Source organism: Nocardia beijingensis NBRC 16342 (genome assembly GCF_001612785.1).
GTDB lineage: Bacteria > Actinomycetota > Actinomycetes > Mycobacteriales > Mycobacteriaceae > Nocardia > Nocardia beijingensis.
The window spans coordinates 26,116-41,621 of the sequence record NZ_BDBC01000010.1 but is presented as its reverse complement, the minus strand read 5'-3'; the positions used below and the strand labels follow the sequence as shown (position 1 = coordinate 41,621).

The window sequence follows — 15,506 nt, the reverse complement described above, 5'->3', positions numbered from 1 at the left end:
TACGGGCACCGGGGGAACCGAAGAGTTCCGCGCCGCATGGCGGACCGGCGGGCGCGATTGTGTGCGGCGTTCTGGTCCGACAGCGGCGAATGAACCGCAGCGCTGCGGCCAGTTTCAAGGCCGCGACCTCATCGACGCCCACGAAGGATCGGTCCGGGGCCCGGCGTCTGGAAAAGCCCGACCGAAACCAGATCACGCCTCGAGTCCGCGCACGCCGAGGGTCCGGACGATCCGCGCCGTGGTCGTCCGGAACAACTCGCCGGAATCGGAGCTGTCAGCGCCCGAGCCGCGGGTAGGGCAGGTCCGTGCTGGTGTGCTCGGCGATCGCCAACGGACTGCCGATGTGCGGGAAGGCGCGCTGTGGGCACGCAGGGCGCTCGCACACTTTGCAGCCCGCGCCGATCGGGACCGAAGCCGTCGGATCGTCCAGCTGCAACCCCGCCGAGTACACCAAACGGTCGGCGTACTCGATATCGCAGCCGAGGCCGATGGCGAAGTTCTTCGCCGCGGTGCCGAACCCGTGCGGAGCGATCGCCGCGGTGCGGGCGATCCACAGATACCGGCGGCCATCGGGCATCTCGGCCACTTGGGTCAGGATCCGGCCGGGATTGGAGAAGGCCTCGTGCACCACCCACAGCGGGCAACTGCCGCCGACCCGGGAGAAGTGGAACGCGGTGGCGGACTGACGTTTGGAGATGTTGCCCGCCCGGTCGGTGCGGACGAAGAAGAACGGAACACCGCGCTGGCCCTGCCGCTGCAGGGTGCTGAGCCGATGGCAGATGGTCTCGAACCCGACCTCGAAACGCAGACCGAGCAGGTCGATGTCGTAGCGCAGTTCCTCGGCCGAGCGCAGGAATCGGCCGTACGGCAGCACCAGCGCGCCCGCGAAGTAGTTGGCCAGCCCGATGCGCGCCAGCGTGCGGGATTCGCCGCTGAGCGAAGGACTCTCGGCCAGCACGGCATCCAGCTCGGCCCCGTACAGGAGCAGGCCGAGCGTCGTCGCGATCTGGAAGGCGCGCTGGCCGGGACGCAACCGCCGAGCGAGCGTGAGCGTGCGGGTCTCCGGGTCGTAGTGGCGTTTGGGGACGGTGGGGTCGGCGCCGTCGCCGCGCACCAGAACAGTGACGCCGGCGCGCTCCTCGGCGATGCGGGCGAGCTGGCGGTCGAGCGAGCCGATGGTCAGCCCGGAATTCTCGAACAGTTGCTCGGCGGCGATGTCCAGTTGCGGAATGTGGTTGTGGTGGTCGTAGAAGAAGTCGCGCACGTCTTCGTAGGGCATGGGCACGCCAGGCGCGCCCGCGGGCGCGGACACCCGCGCGGACAGCAGGTCGAGCTGATCGGTGGCGGCGCGTAGTCGGCGATGCATGGCGACGACGATCCTGGCGACTTCCGGTTGGCGGGTCGCCAGCTCTTCCACCTCGGTCAGCGGCGCTGTGTGCCCGCCCGCGGCGTCGACCAGCACTTCGTGCAGGTCCGAAACGAGCCGGGCGTCGGAATCGGCGGCGAAGAACTGGACGTCCAGGTCGAAGGTGGAATTCAGTTTCAGCAGTACGGGAATGGTGAGGGGGCGCTGGTCGCGCTCGAGCTGATTGAGGTAGCTCGGCGACAGATCCAGCGATTTCGCCAGAGCCGCCTGAGTCATCCTCCGCTCTTCACGCAATCGCCGAAGCCGGGCGCCCGCATACATCTTGCGCACGTGCACGATGGTAGCTGCGATTATTCGCAATCATCGCAATAACGCGCGTTATTACTCACAAAACTCTGCTTTTTCGAGGTGCCCAGCAATGTATCCGATCTGCGTAGCGTGCGAAGAGAGGTTTTGCCGTCGCGGAAGCCGATGCCGCCCTTTCCCGCCGAGCAATTGCTTGGTTGAATCGAAGGGTTCCGGTACCCCACTCCGGCGTCAGGAAGTGAGTCGAACGAATGCCCGATCCCGACGACCTCGTGCGCGCGATGTGCCGAAGCTGGTCCGACCCCGATCCGGACCAGATCAGCGCGTACTTCGCCGAGAACGCCGTCTACCACAACATCCCGATGGAACCCATCGTCGGCCGCACCGCCATCCGCGACTTCATCGCAGGCTTCCTGACCACCTTCGACGCCATCGATTTCGACATCCACCACCAGATCGCCGCGGGCAACGTGGTGATGAACGAGCGCACCGACACCCTCCGCTCGGCCGGACGCGAGACCCCGCTGCCCGTCATGGGTTTCTTCGAGGTCGCCGACGGCGCCATCACCATCTGGCGCGACTACTTCGACATGGCCGCCATCAACCGCGCCTTCGGCCTGTAGGAGCCTCAGTCGAAAAGATCGTTCGCGGATTCGGCCGTAGCCGCCTTGCGAGTCCAGGACTCGAGCTGGTCGAGATCGGTGCACCCCGCGATCTCGGCTCGGGTCCTCGCCGGGATGTCGATCTCGCGTGCTTCCAACACAAGGAGAAGGGCTCGCACCGCTTCTTCGGTCCGCCCCTCGTCGCGTCCTTGCGCCACGTACTTACGGGCGAAATCGCTCTGGTACTCGTACTTGAAGGTCGACGTCATCAGTTCCTCCAGTCGATGCCGGGCCGTCTTCGACAGTGCCGCGACAACAAGGTCATAGTACATTTTCGCCCGCTCGTCATCGGTGCTCTGCAATCCGGCGAGGAGTGCCTCGAACACACGATCGGCCTCAGGGCCATCCGCGTGTGCGAGCGTGGAAAGGACGGCTCGTTCGGGTAGTGCCCGCGCTTCGTCGAGATCGGTGACGGCGGGTACCACGTCCGGTCCGAGAACCAGTGGACGTAGCACGAGGCCGGGATGACCGAGTTCGATCGGCCTGCGACACCACGCGGCCAGCTGAGCGTCCGGTGTGACGATCATCAGGAAGACCGGGCACCGCAATCGAGCCCGGAGAGTGCTGACATACACCGGCCAAGCCCACTGTCGGGAGCGGTCACGACCGAGCTGTACTTCCAGCACGATGCCGGCCACGGCGATGCCGGCCGAATCGGTGCAGATCAAGGCGACATCGCCCCGGAACTCGGTGGGGCCGACGTCCGTGTAATCGGATGACCCCGTGCGCGCATCGGCGTACTCGGGTAGGGAGATGCCGAACGCGTCGGTGAGTAGACCGGCCGCCAGAATCGGCCGCGACCGGAACATCTCTACGAGCACTTCGTGCTGCTGTGTCGGCATGGGATGAAAGATAGTAAGGCGCAGCGACATTCGGATTTGCGAAGTGAATTTTCGTATTGATGGAACCGAATCGGGGGCAGCCGCGTCGAAGGTAGGCAAGAGGGGAAAGACGGTGTCGTAGTCGACTTGTGAGGAGGGGTAGCCGATGGAGCGTTGTTCCGGGTGTCATACGGCGTGGCGGCGAGGGATGCGGGCGCGGGCGCGGGAGTTGCCGGTGACGCGGCGGGAAGAGCCGTGTGATCGGTATACCCTACGGCGGCGGCAACCGCCCCGGCCCGAACCCGAGTCCAGCTGAGTCGTGGTCGATTCGGTGCCCCCTTCGGCAGGCGAAGGGGGCACCGAATCAACGGTAGGCGGGCAGGATCACCGCACGGCGGCCGCGGCGGCGACCATATTGCGGAGCGAGGCTTCCACCTCGGCGCGTCCCCTGGTCTTCAAGCCGCAGTCGGGATTCACCCAGAGCCGCTCGGCCGGGACGGCTTTCAGCGCCGCGCGCAGCGATGCGGTGATCTCGTCCACGCTGGGCACGCGGGGGGAGTGGATGTCGTACACGCCGGGGCCGACGCCGAGGTCGAATCCCGCCGCGTTGAGGTCGTCGAGCACCTCCATGTGCGAGCGCGCCGCCTCGATGGAGGTGACATCGGCGTCCAGCCCGGCGATCGCGTCGATCACCTCGCCGAACTCCGAATAGCACAGGTGCGTGTGGATCTGCGTCGCGTCGGACACCCCGGAGGTCGCCAGCCGGAACGCCCGCACCGACCATTCGAGGTATCCCGGCTGATCGGCCGCGCGCAGCGGAAGCAGTTCCCGCAAGGCGGGCTCGTCGACCTGGATGATCCGGATGCCGGCCGCCTCCAGGTCCACGGTCTCCTCCCGGATCGCCAGCGCCACTTGGCGGGCGGACTCGTCCAACGGATGATCGTCGCGCACGAACGACCACGCCAGAATGGTCACCGGGCCGGTCAGCATGCCCTTCACCGGTTTGCCGGTGAGCGACTGCGCGTAGCCGAGCCACTCGACGGTCATCGGCGCGCGCCGCACGACGTCTCCGAACAGGATCGGCGGCCGCACGCAGCGCGTCCCGTAGGACTGCACCCACCCCTGCTCGGTCGTCGCGAACCCGTCGAGTTGCTCGGCGAAGTACTGCACCATGTCGTTGCGTTCCGGCTCGCCGTGCACAAGCACGTCCAGCCCCAGCTCCTCTTGGAGCGCGATGACGTCCGCGATCTCCGCGCGCATCCGGCGCACGTACTCCGCTCGATCGATCTCGCCCTTGCGCAGCGCGGCGCGCGCGAGCCGGATGGCCGAGGTCTGCGGATAGGAGCCGATCGTCGTGGTCGGCAGGACGGGCAGCCGCAAACGGTCGCGTTGCAGTTCCCGGCGTTGTTCGGCGGGCGAGCGGTGGTCGGCGTCCGGCCCGAGCGCGGCCAGCGCGGTGCGCACCCGCGGATCGTGCAGTCGCGGATCCGACCTGCGCGACGCCAGCGCCGCGCGCATCTCGGCCAACTCGGCGGCGATCGCTTCCGTGCCCTGGTTCAGCCCGGTCGCGAGCAGGCGAACCTCGGCCACCTTCTCCGCGCCGAACGCCAGCCAGGACCGCAGCCGCTCGTCCAACCCGGTTTCCGCGGCCAGCGAGTACGGTACGTGCAGCAATGAGCAGGAACTCGAAACCGCCACGTTTCCAGCCGATTGCGCCAAGACGCCGAGGGTGGCAACGGCTCGGTCGAGATCGGTGCGCCATACGTTGCGACCGTCGACGATCCCCGCGACGAGAAGCTTGCCCGCCAGGGCGGGCACGGCGGAGACGTCGGCGCCTGCGGTGAAGTCGAGGGCGACACCCTCGATCCCGGTGCTCGCCAGCGCCGAAAGGGCGGCACCGGGCTGCCCGAAGTAGGTCGCGACGAGGATCGCCGGGCGCTCGGCGGCGTCGGCGAGTTCCTCGTAGGTGACCTGCACCAGGCCGATCTCCTCCGCCGTGAGGTCGGTGACCAGCACCGGCTCGTCGATCTGCACCCACTCGGCGCCGGCGACGGCGAGCCTGCGCAGCAGCTCCCGATACAGCGGGAGCAGCTCGATCAGCCGGGCGAGCGCAGGACCGCCGGTCGCCTTCGCCAGTTTCAGGAAGGTGATCGGCCCGATCACCACCGGACGCGCGGGCACGCCGAGCTCGAGCGCTTCGCGCAGTTCCGTCAGCAGCTTCTCCGGGTGCAGCGAGAAGGAGACCTCAGGGCCGATTTCCGGCACCAGGTAGTGGTAGTTCGTGTCGAACCACTTGGTCATCTCCAAGGGCTCGACCGTGTCGGTGCCGCGCGCGGCGGCGAAATACCGTTCCAGCGGGTCCGTGATCCCGGCGACCCTGGACGGCAACGCGCCCAGCAGCTCGGCGGTGTCGAGCATCTGGTCGTAGTAGGAGAACGTGCCGACCGGAATGGAGTCCAAGCCCGCGGCGCGCAGTTCGGCGAACTGGGCGTGCCGCAGCTCGCGCGCCACGGCGTGCAACCGACCGGCGTCGATCTTGCCTGCCCAATAGGCTTCGGTGGCCCGCTTCAGTTCGCGCCGTGGCCCCACTCGTGGAAGCCCGAGAACCGTCGCGGTGAACGGCTTTTGCTGTGCAACAGTCACGATGTTTCTCCATTGCTGAGGACGAAAGCCATCGCCATACGGGCAGGCGGAGAACCCGGTGACATGCCGGTGATGTTCCCGGCCGAGGAGCCCGACACGTCAGCTGGTGATCCGCACGCCCAATCCACGAGGCGCTGGCCGCCGGATACGGCGTACCCGGCACGGCTGGCAGGTCTTCGGACTCGCGGGCACCGGCCGTGCGGGCCGGCATACGCCGGATAGCTCCCGATGGCCGACCTACTGGCCGTCGCTTCCCGAGTCGCGGAGCCTTCCGGCTCGGTGATCTCAGTGCCTGGTGACGGCGGTCGTTCCTGCATACCGCTGCGGGACAGTCCCGGATTCCCACCGGGTTCCCTCTCACCCGCCGTGACGTCGCCGCACGGGCGGGCTCGACTCCGTCGCGCGACGTCGGGGCTCCATCTCGTCGTGCTGCGGTGAACCAGCTGCCCGTTCAGCATAGGACGCGGCGACGCGAGCGCATCGCGAGGGATGTCACACCAGCGGTTGCCCGGAGGGTCCGTTGCGTAGCGATTCCGCACCTGCTTCCCGCCCGGCTACCGGCCGGCGCGCGCATGCGGACTCGCACCGCTCTCGACCGGACCCGGACGGCGGACCACGCCGTAGCCGCCTTCGCCAACTCGTCGTTCGCCTGGTTCGCCTGGTCCGCAGGCGCCGACGCCCGTCGGGGAGGCGCGGCGCGATACCGGGTCCGGCCATCGGACAGCTGTCCGGCGGCCGACGCCCTCGGCTCCCCGGCGCCGCTCCCGGCCTCGGGGCAGCACATCGGTTGCTGCCGCGGCGCCCATGTGACGGCCCGGTGAACGCAACTTCGCAACGGTGCTAGTCGGTCTTGTGAAGAGGTTTGCGAAGGGGGATTCCGTGTCGGTGCGGTTCACGTGGGCGGGTACCTTAGGTCAATGTTCTCGAAAGTCTTGGTTGCCAACCGTGGCGAGATCGCCATCCGCGCCTTCCGCGCGGCCTACGAACTCGGCATCGGGACGGTCGCCGTGTTCCCCTACGAGGACCGGAATTCGGTCCATAGGTTGAAGGCGGCGGAGTCGTACCAGATCGGCGAGCCCGGCCATCCGGTGCGGGCCTACCTGTCGATCGAGGCGATCATCGAGGCGGCCAAGTCGGCGGGCGCGGACGCGATCTACCCGGGCTACGGGTTCCTGTCGGAGAACCCGGATCTGGCGGCGGCGTGCGCGCGGGAGGGCATCACCTTCATCGGCCCCTCGGCCGAAGTGCTCGAACTGGCGGGTAACAAGGCGCGGGCGATCGAGGCGGCGAAGGCGGCCGGGCTGCCGGTGTTGCGTTCGAGCGCACCGTCGTCGGACGTGGAGGAGTTGCTGGCGGCGGCGCGGGAGCTGGATTACCCCATCTTCGTCAAGGCGGTCGCCGGTGGCGGCGGGCGCGGAATGCGCCGGGTCGCCGCGCCCGAACAGCTGCGCGAGTCGATCGAGGCGGCCTCGCGGGAGGCGGAGTCGGCGTTCGGCGACCCGACGGTGTTCCTGGAGCAGGCGGTGGTGAACCCGCGCCACATCGAGGTGCAGATCCTGGCTGATCAGCACGGGAATGTGATGCACCTCTTCGAGCGGGACTGTTCGGTGCAGCGCAGGCATCAGAAGGTGATCGAACTTGCGCCCGCGCCGAATCTGGACCCGGCACTACGGGAACGGATCTGCGCCGACGCGGTCGCCTTCGCCCGGCAGATCGGCTACTCGTGCGCGGGCACCGTGGAATTCCTGTTGGACGAGCGCGGCAACCATGTCTTCATCGAGATGAACCCGCGCATCCAGGTGGAGCACACGGTGACCGAGGAGATCACCGACGTCGACCTGGTGCAGTCGCAGCTGCGCATCGCCGCGGGCGAGACACTCGAACAACTGGGTCTGAGCCAGGACGCCGTGACGATCAGGGGCGCGGCCTTGCAGTGCCGGATCACCACCGAGGACCCGGCCAACGGGTTCCGCCCCGACACCGGCCGCATCACCGCGTACCGCACGCCGGGCGGCGCGGGCATCCGCCTGGACGGCGGCGCGAACCTGGGCGCCGAGATCGGCGCCTACTTCGACTCCATGCTGGTCAAGCTCACCTGCCGGGGGCGTGACTTCGGCGCCGCGGTGGCGCGGGCGAGCCGGGCGCTGGCGGAGTTCCGGATTCGCGGCGTGGCCACCAATATCCCGTTCCTGCTCGCGGTGCTGGACGATCCCGACTTCAGGGCGGGGCGGGTCACCACCTCGTTCATCGACGAGCGGCCGCAGCTGCTGACCCTGCGCCGGTCCGCCGACCGCGGCACCAAGATCCTCGACTACCTGGCCGACGTCACGGTGAACAAGCCGCACGGCGAGCGGCCGACCACGGTGTACCCGCACGACAAGCTGCCCGCGATCGATCTGAGCGTGCCGCCGCCGGACGGCTCCCGCCAGCGGCTGCTGCGGCTGGGGCCGGAGGGTTTCGCGCGGGCGTTGCGCGAGCAGAAGGCGGTCGGCGTCACCGACACCACCTTCCGCGACGCGCACCAATCGCTGCTGGCCACCCGGGTGCGCACCAACGGTTTGCTGGGTGTGGCGGGGCATGTGGCGCGGTTGACGCCGGAGCTGCTCTCGGTGGAGTGCTGGGGCGGGGCGACCTATGACGTGGGGTTGCGGTTCCTGTACGAGGACCCGTGGGAGCGGCTGGCGGCGTTGCGGGAGGCGATCCCGAACATCTGTCTGCAGATGCTGCTGCGCGGCCGCAACACCGTCGGCTACACCCCGTACCCGGAGGCGGTGACCCGCGCGTTCGTCTCGGAGGCGACCGCGACGGGCATCGACATCTTCCGTATCTTCGACGCGCTCAACAACGTCGATCAGATGCGCCCGGCCATCGACGCGGTCCGCGAGACCGGCACCGCGATCGCGGAGGTCGCGATCAGCTACACCGGAGACCTGGCGAATCCGGACGAGTCGCTCTACACCCTCGACTACTACCTGAAGCTGGCCGAGCAGATCGTGGACGCAGGCGCCCACGTGCTGGCGATCAAGGACATGGCCGGACTGCTGCGCGCCCCGGCGGCGACCAAGCTGGTCACCGCGTTGCGCAGCAATTTCGATCTGCCGGTGCATGTGCACACCCACGACACCCCCGGCGGGCAGCTGGCCACCTACTTGGCCGCGTGGCAGGCCGGAGCCGACGCCGTCGACGGCGCGAGTGCCGCGATGGCGGGCACCACCAGCCAGCCCGCGTTGTCGGCGATCGTCGCCGCGGCCGCGCACAGCGAGTACGACACGGGGTTGAACCTGCAGAACGTGTGCGACCTGGAACCGTACTGGGAGGCGCTGCGGAAGGTGTACGCGCCGTTCGAGTCCGGTCTGCCCGCGCCCACCGGCCGCGTCTACACCCACGAGATCCCGGGCGGGCAGTTGTCCAACCTGCGCCAGCAGGCCATCGCGCTCGGGCTGGGCGACCGGTTCGAGGAGGTCGAGGCGAAGTACGCCGCCGCGGACCGGCTGCTCGGCCGCTTGGTGAAGGTCACCCCGTCCTCCAAGGTCGTCGGCGACCTGGCGCTGGCGCTGGTCGGCACCGGCGTCGACGTCGAGGACTTCGCCGCAGACCCCGGCCGCTACGACATCCCGGATTCGGTGATCGGGTTCCTGCGCGGCGAACTGGGCACACCCGCCGGTGGCTGGCCCGAACCGTTCCGCACCAAGGCGCTGGCCGGGCGCGGCGCGGCCAAGCCGGAAACCCCGTTGACGCCCGCGGACGAGAAGGGCCTCGCAGGCACCTCCGAGGAGCGGCGGGCGACGTTGAACCGGTTGCTGTTCCCCGGCCCGACGGCCGAATTCCTCGCCCACCGCGAGAAGTACGGCGACACCTCCGGGTTGTCGGCCAACCAGTTCTTCTACGGCCTGCGCCGCGGTGAGGAACACCGGGTGCAGCTGGAGAAGGGCGTCACCCTGCTCATCGGCCTGGAAGCGATCTCCGAGCCCGACGAGCGCGGCATGCGCACGGTGATGTGCATCCTCAACGGGCAGCTGCGACCGGTGTCGGTGCGCGACCGGTCGATCGCCAGCGAGATCCCGGCGGCGGAGAAGGCCGACAAGGCCAACCCGGGTCATGTCGCGGCGCCGTTCGCCGGTGTCGTCACTCTCGCGGTGTCCGAGGGCGATTCGGTCGCGGCGGGCGACACCATCGGCACCATCGAGGCCATGAAGATGGAAGCCGCGATCACCGCGCCGCGCGCAGGCATCGTCGGCCGCGTCGCCATCGGCGCCGTGCAGCAGGTCGAAGGCGGTGACCTGCTCATCGAACTGGCGGTACGGGAGTCGTCGGCCGGATGACGCGGATCGTCGCGGGGACGGCGGGCGGACGGCGCCTGCGGGTGCCGCCGTCCGGCACCCGCCCGACTTCCGACCGTGTCCGGGAAGCGCTGTTCAGCGCGTTGGACGCCCGGCTGGATTTCGCGGGCGCGCGGGTGCTCGACCTGTACGCGGGTTCCGGCGCGCTCGGCTTGGAGGCGCTCTCGCGCGGCGCCGAGCACGCGCTGCTCGTGGAATCCGACCGCAAGGCGGCGGCCGTGGTGCGCGGCAATATCGCCGACCTCGGGCTGACCGGCGCCGAATTGCGCGTCGCCACGGTGGCGAGCGTGCTGCAACTGGGCGGGGCGGGTGACGTCGACCTGGTCTTCTCCGACCCGCCCTACGCGGTGGACAACGCCGCGGTGCTGGCCGACCTGAGCGCGCTGGCCGAGCGCGGTTGGCTGCGTCCCGGTGCGCTGGTCGTGCTGGAGCGTTCGGCGCGTTCGCCCGAAACACCCTGGCCCGCAGGCTTCGTCCCGGCCAAGTCGCGGCGGTACGGCGAAACCCGCATCGAGCTGGCCGAGTTCGATCCGGACGAATAGGAACGGGTGCGGCCACTTGTGCCGGGCGGCGTGGGTCCTGCTAGCGTCGCCTCATGGCTGGAGCACTGTGCCCAGGGTCGTTCGACCCCGTGACCTACGGACACCTCGACGTCTTCACCCGGGCGGCGGCCCAGTTCGACGAGGTCGTCATCACCGTCATGATCAACCCGAAGAAGCAGGGCATGTTCACCGTCGATGAGCGCATGGAGATGCTGCGCGAGTCGACCGCGCACCTGGGCAACGTCCGGGTGGAGTCGTGGCAGGGTCTGCTGGTGGACTTCGCCCGCGAGCAGGGCATCACCGCGATCGTGAAGGGCCTGCGCGACGCAGGCGACTTCGGTTACGAACTGCAGATGGCGCAGATGAACAAGAAGCTCTCCGGGGTGGACACCTTCTTCATCGCCACCAACCCCTCCTTCAGCTTCCTGTCCAGCTCACTGGTCAAGGAGGTCGCCACCTACGGCGGCGACGTCGCCGACATGCTGCCCCCGTCGGTCCACAAGCGCCTCCTCGACCGCTTGGCCGAACGAAAGAGCTGACGTCCGCAGCGGCGGTTCAGAACACCAAACCGCGGAGGGCCAGGAAGCGCATGCCGCCGACCGCGGCGGTGATCGCCAGGATGGCAACGGCCTGAGCGGCATCGCCCAGCCCGGGAGCCCACAAGCCCAACGCGGCCAGCGCCGCCGTGCTGACGCCGAGTCCGACCAGCGCGAGCCCGCCGCCTTCCCATTGGGCGGTGAACCACCCGACTCGTTCGGCCGCGTGGAAGGTGAGCTGGCGGTGCAGCTCGTTGGCGATCATGGTGCTGACGATCGAGCCGACGACGTTGGCGATCAGCGGTCCGACGCCGTGCATGGCGAAGAACAACAGGACGTACGCGATGTTGCTGGAGCCGCCGACCAGCGCGAAGCGGATCAGCTGGGCGAAGGCGCGATCACCGCGCAGATACCGGGCGAGCCGGCCGAATCCGGCCGCCACCGACGTCGTCGGCAGTGCCGGATAGGGACCGGCCCAGGGCACGAAGAAGCTGGCGGCGCTTACTCCTCCGGGTCGCGGCAGTTCCAGTAGGGTCATCGTCTTTCCGATCGAACACGAGCCCTCGGCGGGGACAACGGCGATGGTGCTCGCTCGGCTTCCCCCGTCGATTCTTGGCAGGTTCCGTTCGTCGCCCTTATTCGGCACTGGCTGACGTGTCGGCGCCTGTCAACATTCGACGGCGGGTTGTCCATACCTCCGGCTTTCTTTGCCGCGATCCGGGGACCGCGGTAGGTGCTGAAGATCTCGGTAGACCTTCCAGAAAAATGTAACACGAAGCGGAGAGGCGGTCTCCACTTGATTTCTGTGGCGTGCGAGACACCTGCACGACACACCGGATAGTGACTCGGCACGAGCGGTGACGGCGGGCACACTGGGCTTCGGGCGGAGAGTTTCGCCGTGAGTCCGCAGGAGGGTAGTGAGCATGTATCGCGTATTCGAAGCGCTCGACGAACTGGTCGCCATCGTCGAAGAGGCGCGCGGCATCCCCCCGACCCGCAGCTGCATCGTGCCGCGCGGCGACGTGCTCGAACTACTCGACGACGTCCGCGACGCGCTGCCCGGTGAACTCGACGACGCCCAGGACGTGCTCGACCACCGCGACAAGATCGTCTCCGATGCCAGGACCGCGGCGGAGACCGCCGTGACCGGGGCGAACGAGCAGGCCGAGCGCACCATCAGCTCGGCGCGCGAGGAAGCCGATCGCATCCTCGCCGACGCCAAGGCACACGCCGACCGGATGGTCGCCGAGGCGAGCGCGCATGCCGATCGCCTGGTCGCCTCCGCCCAGGAGGAGGCCGATCGGGTGGTTGCCGACGGCAACGCCGAGTACGAGGCGGTGACCGGGCGGGCGCGAGTGGAGTCGGAGCGCATGATCGAGGCGGGCAAGGCCGCCTATGACCGCTCCGTCGCCGACGGGCTCGCCGAACAGGAGCGGCTGGTCACGCAGACCGAGGTGGTCCGCGCCGCGCACGCCGAATCGGCCAGGGTGATCGACGCCGCGCACGCCGAGGCGGATCGCCTGCGCGAGGAATGCGACCACTACGTCGACTCCAGGCTCGCCGATTTCGAGGAGACGCTGACCAGCACGCTGCGCACGGTCGGCCGGGGCCGCCATCAGCTGCGCAGCGGGGCGGGCGCACCGGACTACGCGTCCGAATTCCGCAGGTAGCGGCGTTGGACGAGGTGGCATGCGTTTGGGTGAGCGCCGCGTCATCGCGTATTGTTGAGTGGTTGCCCATAACCCATCGATCGTGAGTGAGTTCGTGATGTCCGCCGGTTCCGGTTCCGCCTCGCGTCCCAAGTCGGCCAAGCGCCGCTCGCCGGACGCGGGTTTCGTGCTGGACACCCGCAGCCTCGGCCGCAGGCCGGGGACCATGCGCGAGCTGCGCCGCACCGTCACCACCGAGGAGCGGATCGGTCTGGATCTGATCGGGGTTCCCCTCGGCGCGCAGGTGGAGTTCGACCTGCAGTTGCAGGCGGTGTCCGAGGGTGTGCTGGTCACCGGGACGGTCTCGGCGCCGCTCGAAGGGGAGTGCTCGCGCTGCCTGGAGCCGTTCACCGATGCCGTCACCCTCCAGGTGACCGAGCTGTTCGCCTACCCCGACAGCACCACCGAGCAGACCACCGAGGACGACGAGGTCTATCGCATGGAGGACGACCTCATCGATCTGGAGCCGGTGGTGATCGACGCCATCGGTCTGGAGCTGCCGTTGCAGCCGCTGTGCACCCCGGATTGCGCGGGATTGTGCCCGGAATGCGGCGTGCGGATGGCGATTGCGGGATCCGACCACCGGCATGAGATACTTGACCCTCGCTGGGCCGGACTGGCTAAGTTCGCCTCCGGATCGCCCGGCACCGGCAGCCCCGACGAGGGTGCGGCCGACCGAGACCGCTGAGCAAGACCGATCAGCCGTAACCGGCAGAGCAATTAGACAGAGGAGAAGTAGTCGTGGCCGTTCCCAAGCGCCGGATGTCCCGTTCCAACACCAGGTCGCGGCGCAGCCAGTGGAAGGCCGCCGCGCCGACCCTGATCACCTGCCCGAACCGCGCCTGCGGCGAGAAGACCCTGCCGCACATCGCCTGCCCGTCCTGCGGCACCTACAAGGGCCGCCAGGTCACGGCGGCGGTCTGACCGTCCGACCTGTCGTAGCGACGTGACCGACGAACCCGACTCGTCCGGTGAACACGCGAGCCTTCTCGCCGCGTTGGGCGTCGACCTGCAGCCGGATCTGCTGCGTCTCGCACTGACCCATCGTTCCTACGCGTACGAGAACGGCGGCCTGCCGACGAACGAGCGTCTCGAGTTCCTCGGCGACTCCGTGCTCGGGCTGAGCATCACCGAACGGCTGTATCACGAGCATCCCTCGAAGACCGAGGGTGAGCTGGCCAAACTGCGCGCGAGCGTGGTGAACATGCGCGCGCTGGCCGAGGTCGCCCGCGGCCTCGGCGAGGGCGGGCTCGGCGCCCACCTGCTGCTCGGCAAAGGTGAGGAACTCACCGGCGGCCGGGACAAGGAGAGCATCCTCGCCGACGGCATGGAGTCGTTGCTCGGCGCCGTGCATCTCGAGCACGGCATCGAGGTGGCTCGTTCCGTGGTGCTGCGCCTGTTCGCCGAGCTGCTCGAGCGCGGGCCGAGGATGGGCGCGGGCCTGGACTGGAAGACCAGCCTGCAGGAGCTCACCGCCGAGCGTGGTCTCGGCGTGCCCAGTTACGAGATCACCTCGACCGGGCCGGACCACGACAAGGAGTTCACCGCCACCACGGTGATCGGCGGCCGGGCCTACGGGCAGGGCGTGGGCCGGTCGAAGAAGGAAGCCGAGCAGAAGGCCGCGGGGGCCGCCTACGAGGCGCTGACCGCCGAAACCTGACGTGCCCGAACTTCCCGAGGTCGAGGTCGTGCGGCGCGGGCTCGCCGAGCACGTGGTCGGCCGGATCATCGAATCGGTGGCGATCACCCATCCCCGCTCGGTGCGCCGCCATCTCGAAGGCGCCGCCGATCTCGCCGCGCGGCTGACCGGCCTGAAGGTCGCCTCGGCCGAGCGGCGTGGCAAATTCCTCTGGCTCACCTTCGACGATCCGGAAGCGGCCCTGGTCGTGCATCTCGGCATGAGCGGCCAGATGCTGGTGCAGCCCGCCGACGCGCCGCTGGAGAAGCACGCCCACATCCGCGCCACCCTCGGCGACGGCACCCAGTTGCGTTTCGTCGACCAGCGCACGTTCGGTGGTTGGACGCTCGCGCCGCTGGTCGAGGTGGACGGCACCCTGGTGCCGGAGCCCGTCGCGCACATCGCCCGCGATCCGCTGGATCCGCGGTTCGACGTCGAGTCCGTGGTCGCCGTGATCCGGGGCAAGCAGAGCGAGATCAAACGGGTGCTGCTCGATCAAGGCGTCGTCTCCGGCATCGGCAACATCTACGCCGACGAGGCGCTGTGGCGTGCCCGGATCCACGGTGGTCGGCCCGCGTCGGGGCTGTCCAGGCCCGCGGTGCGCGGGTTGCTCGCCGAAGTCGCGGCCGTGATGGGCGAAGCGCTCGCCGCGGGCGGCACGTCGTTCGACGCGCTGTATGTGAATGTCAACGGCCAGTCGGGCTACTTCGAACGCTCCCTCGCCGTATACGGTCGGGAGCACGAGCCGTGTCGCCGGTGTGGTGCGCCGATCATCCGCGAGCGGTTCATGAACCGCTCCTCCTACTCCTGCCCGCGCTGCCAGCCGAAGCCTCGTCGTCGTTAGCGCGGGCGAGCTACCGTTTCCTCAGGGCGGTTCGGAATTGTCAGCCGACCGTGAGGAAG

13 protein-coding genes and 1 riboswitch are annotated in these 15,506 nt (G+C 68.8%); of the genes, 9 read left to right on the top strand and 4 right to left on the bottom strand.

Annotated elements, in window-relative coordinates; translation table 11 throughout:
- Window positions 1–274: 274 nt before the first annotated feature.
- Window positions 275–1,696, bottom strand: coding sequence for a short-chain fatty acyl-CoA regulator family protein (locus tag NB3_RS05475; RefSeq protein ID WP_174553171.1), 1,422 nt, complete (start codon window positions 1,694–1,696; stop codon window positions 275–277).
- Between the two features lie 227 nt (window positions 1,697–1,923).
- Here NB3_RS05475 and NB3_RS05470 point away from each other — a divergent pair, with 227 nt between their 5' ends.
- Window positions 1,924–2,295, top strand: coding sequence for a nuclear transport factor 2 family protein (locus tag NB3_RS05470; RefSeq protein ID WP_067797444.1), 372 nt, complete (start codon window positions 1,924–1,926; stop codon window positions 2,293–2,295).
- A 5-nt stretch (window positions 2,296–2,300) separates the two neighbouring features.
- On the opposite strand, the gene NB3_RS05465 is transcribed toward NB3_RS05470, so the two are convergent.
- Both NB3_RS05465 and metE read right to left on the bottom strand, forming a co-directional pair.
- On the bottom strand, window positions 2,301–3,275 hold the full coding sequence (locus tag NB3_RS05465) for a hypothetical protein (protein WP_244891778.1): 975 nt from the start codon (window positions 3,273–3,275) through the stop codon (window positions 2,301–2,303).
- A 264-nt stretch (window positions 3,276–3,539) separates the two neighbouring features.
- Window positions 3,540–5,801: a 5-methyltetrahydropteroyltriglutamate--homocysteine S-methyltransferase gene (gene metE, locus NB3_RS05460; protein ID WP_084485820.1), complete on the bottom strand. Its 2,262-nt coding sequence runs from the start codon at window positions 5,799–5,801 to the stop codon at window positions 3,540–3,542.
- A gap of 147 nt (window positions 5,802–5,948) precedes the next feature.
- Window positions 5,949–6,178, bottom strand: a riboswitch (cobalamin riboswitch).
- A 537-nt stretch (window positions 6,179–6,715) separates the two neighbouring features.
- Here metE and NB3_RS05455 point away from each other — a divergent pair.
- Genes NB3_RS05455 through coaD form a run of 3 tightly spaced genes read left to right on the top strand, consistent with a single transcriptional unit; the run spans window position 6,716 to window position 11,219 of the window.
- Window positions 6,716–10,120, top strand: coding sequence for a pyruvate carboxylase (locus NB3_RS05455; RefSeq protein WP_067797437.1), 3,405 nt, complete (start codon window positions 6,716–6,718; stop codon window positions 10,118–10,120).
- Window positions 10,117–10,680: a 16S rRNA (guanine(966)-N(2))-methyltransferase RsmD gene (gene rsmD / locus NB3_RS05450; protein WP_067797434.1), complete on the top strand. Its 564-nt coding sequence runs from the start codon at window positions 10,117–10,119 to the stop codon at window positions 10,678–10,680. Before NB3_RS05455 ends, rsmD begins: the two co-directional genes overlap by 4 nt.
- A gap of 53 nt (window positions 10,681–10,733) precedes the next feature.
- Window positions 10,734–11,219: a pantetheine-phosphate adenylyltransferase gene (gene coaD, locus NB3_RS05445; protein WP_067797431.1), complete on the top strand. Its 486-nt coding sequence runs from the start codon at window positions 10,734–10,736 to the stop codon at window positions 11,217–11,219.
- 16 nt (window positions 11,220–11,235) lie between these two features.
- Here coaD and NB3_RS05440 read toward each other — a convergent pair whose 3' ends face one another.
- Window positions 11,236–11,754: a GtrA family protein gene (locus NB3_RS05440; RefSeq protein WP_084485818.1), complete on the bottom strand. Its 519-nt coding sequence runs from the start codon at window positions 11,752–11,754 to the stop codon at window positions 11,236–11,238.
- A 385-nt stretch (window positions 11,755–12,139) separates the two neighbouring features.
- On the opposite strand from NB3_RS05440, the gene NB3_RS05435 reads away from it, so the two are divergent.
- The 5 genes from NB3_RS05435 to mutM all read left to right on the top strand — a co-directional run bounded on the left by NB3_RS05435 (window position 12,140) and on the right by mutM (window position 15,447).
- Entirely contained in the window at window positions 12,140–12,886 is a 747-nt protein-coding gene (locus tag NB3_RS05435; protein ID WP_067797428.1) for a DivIVA domain-containing protein, read from the top strand.
- A 97-nt stretch (window positions 12,887–12,983) separates the two neighbouring features.
- Window positions 12,984–13,613: a YceD family protein gene (locus tag NB3_RS05430; protein WP_084485911.1), complete on the top strand. Its 630-nt coding sequence runs from the start codon at window positions 12,984–12,986 to the stop codon at window positions 13,611–13,613.
- Between the two features lie 53 nt (window positions 13,614–13,666).
- Window positions 13,667–13,849 carry a 50S ribosomal protein L32 gene (gene rpmF, locus NB3_RS05425; RefSeq protein WP_039799574.1) on the top strand — a complete coding sequence of 61 codons (183 nt, stop codon included), beginning with the start codon at window positions 13,667–13,669 and terminating at the stop codon, window positions 13,847–13,849.
- Between the two features lie 22 nt (window positions 13,850–13,871).
- Window positions 13,872–14,585 carry a ribonuclease III gene (gene rnc, locus NB3_RS05420; RefSeq protein WP_067797422.1) on the top strand — a complete coding sequence of 238 codons (714 nt, stop codon included), beginning with the start codon at window positions 13,872–13,874 and terminating at the stop codon, window positions 14,583–14,585.
- Window position 14,586: 1 nt separating this feature from the next.
- Complete coding sequence (gene mutM, locus NB3_RS05415; RefSeq protein WP_067797420.1) at window positions 14,587–15,447, top strand: bifunctional DNA-formamidopyrimidine glycosylase/DNA-(apurinic or apyrimidinic site) lyase; 861 nt, start codon at window positions 14,587–14,589, stop codon at window positions 15,445–15,447.
- The last annotated feature ends 59 nt before the right edge of the window (window positions 15,448–15,506 follow it).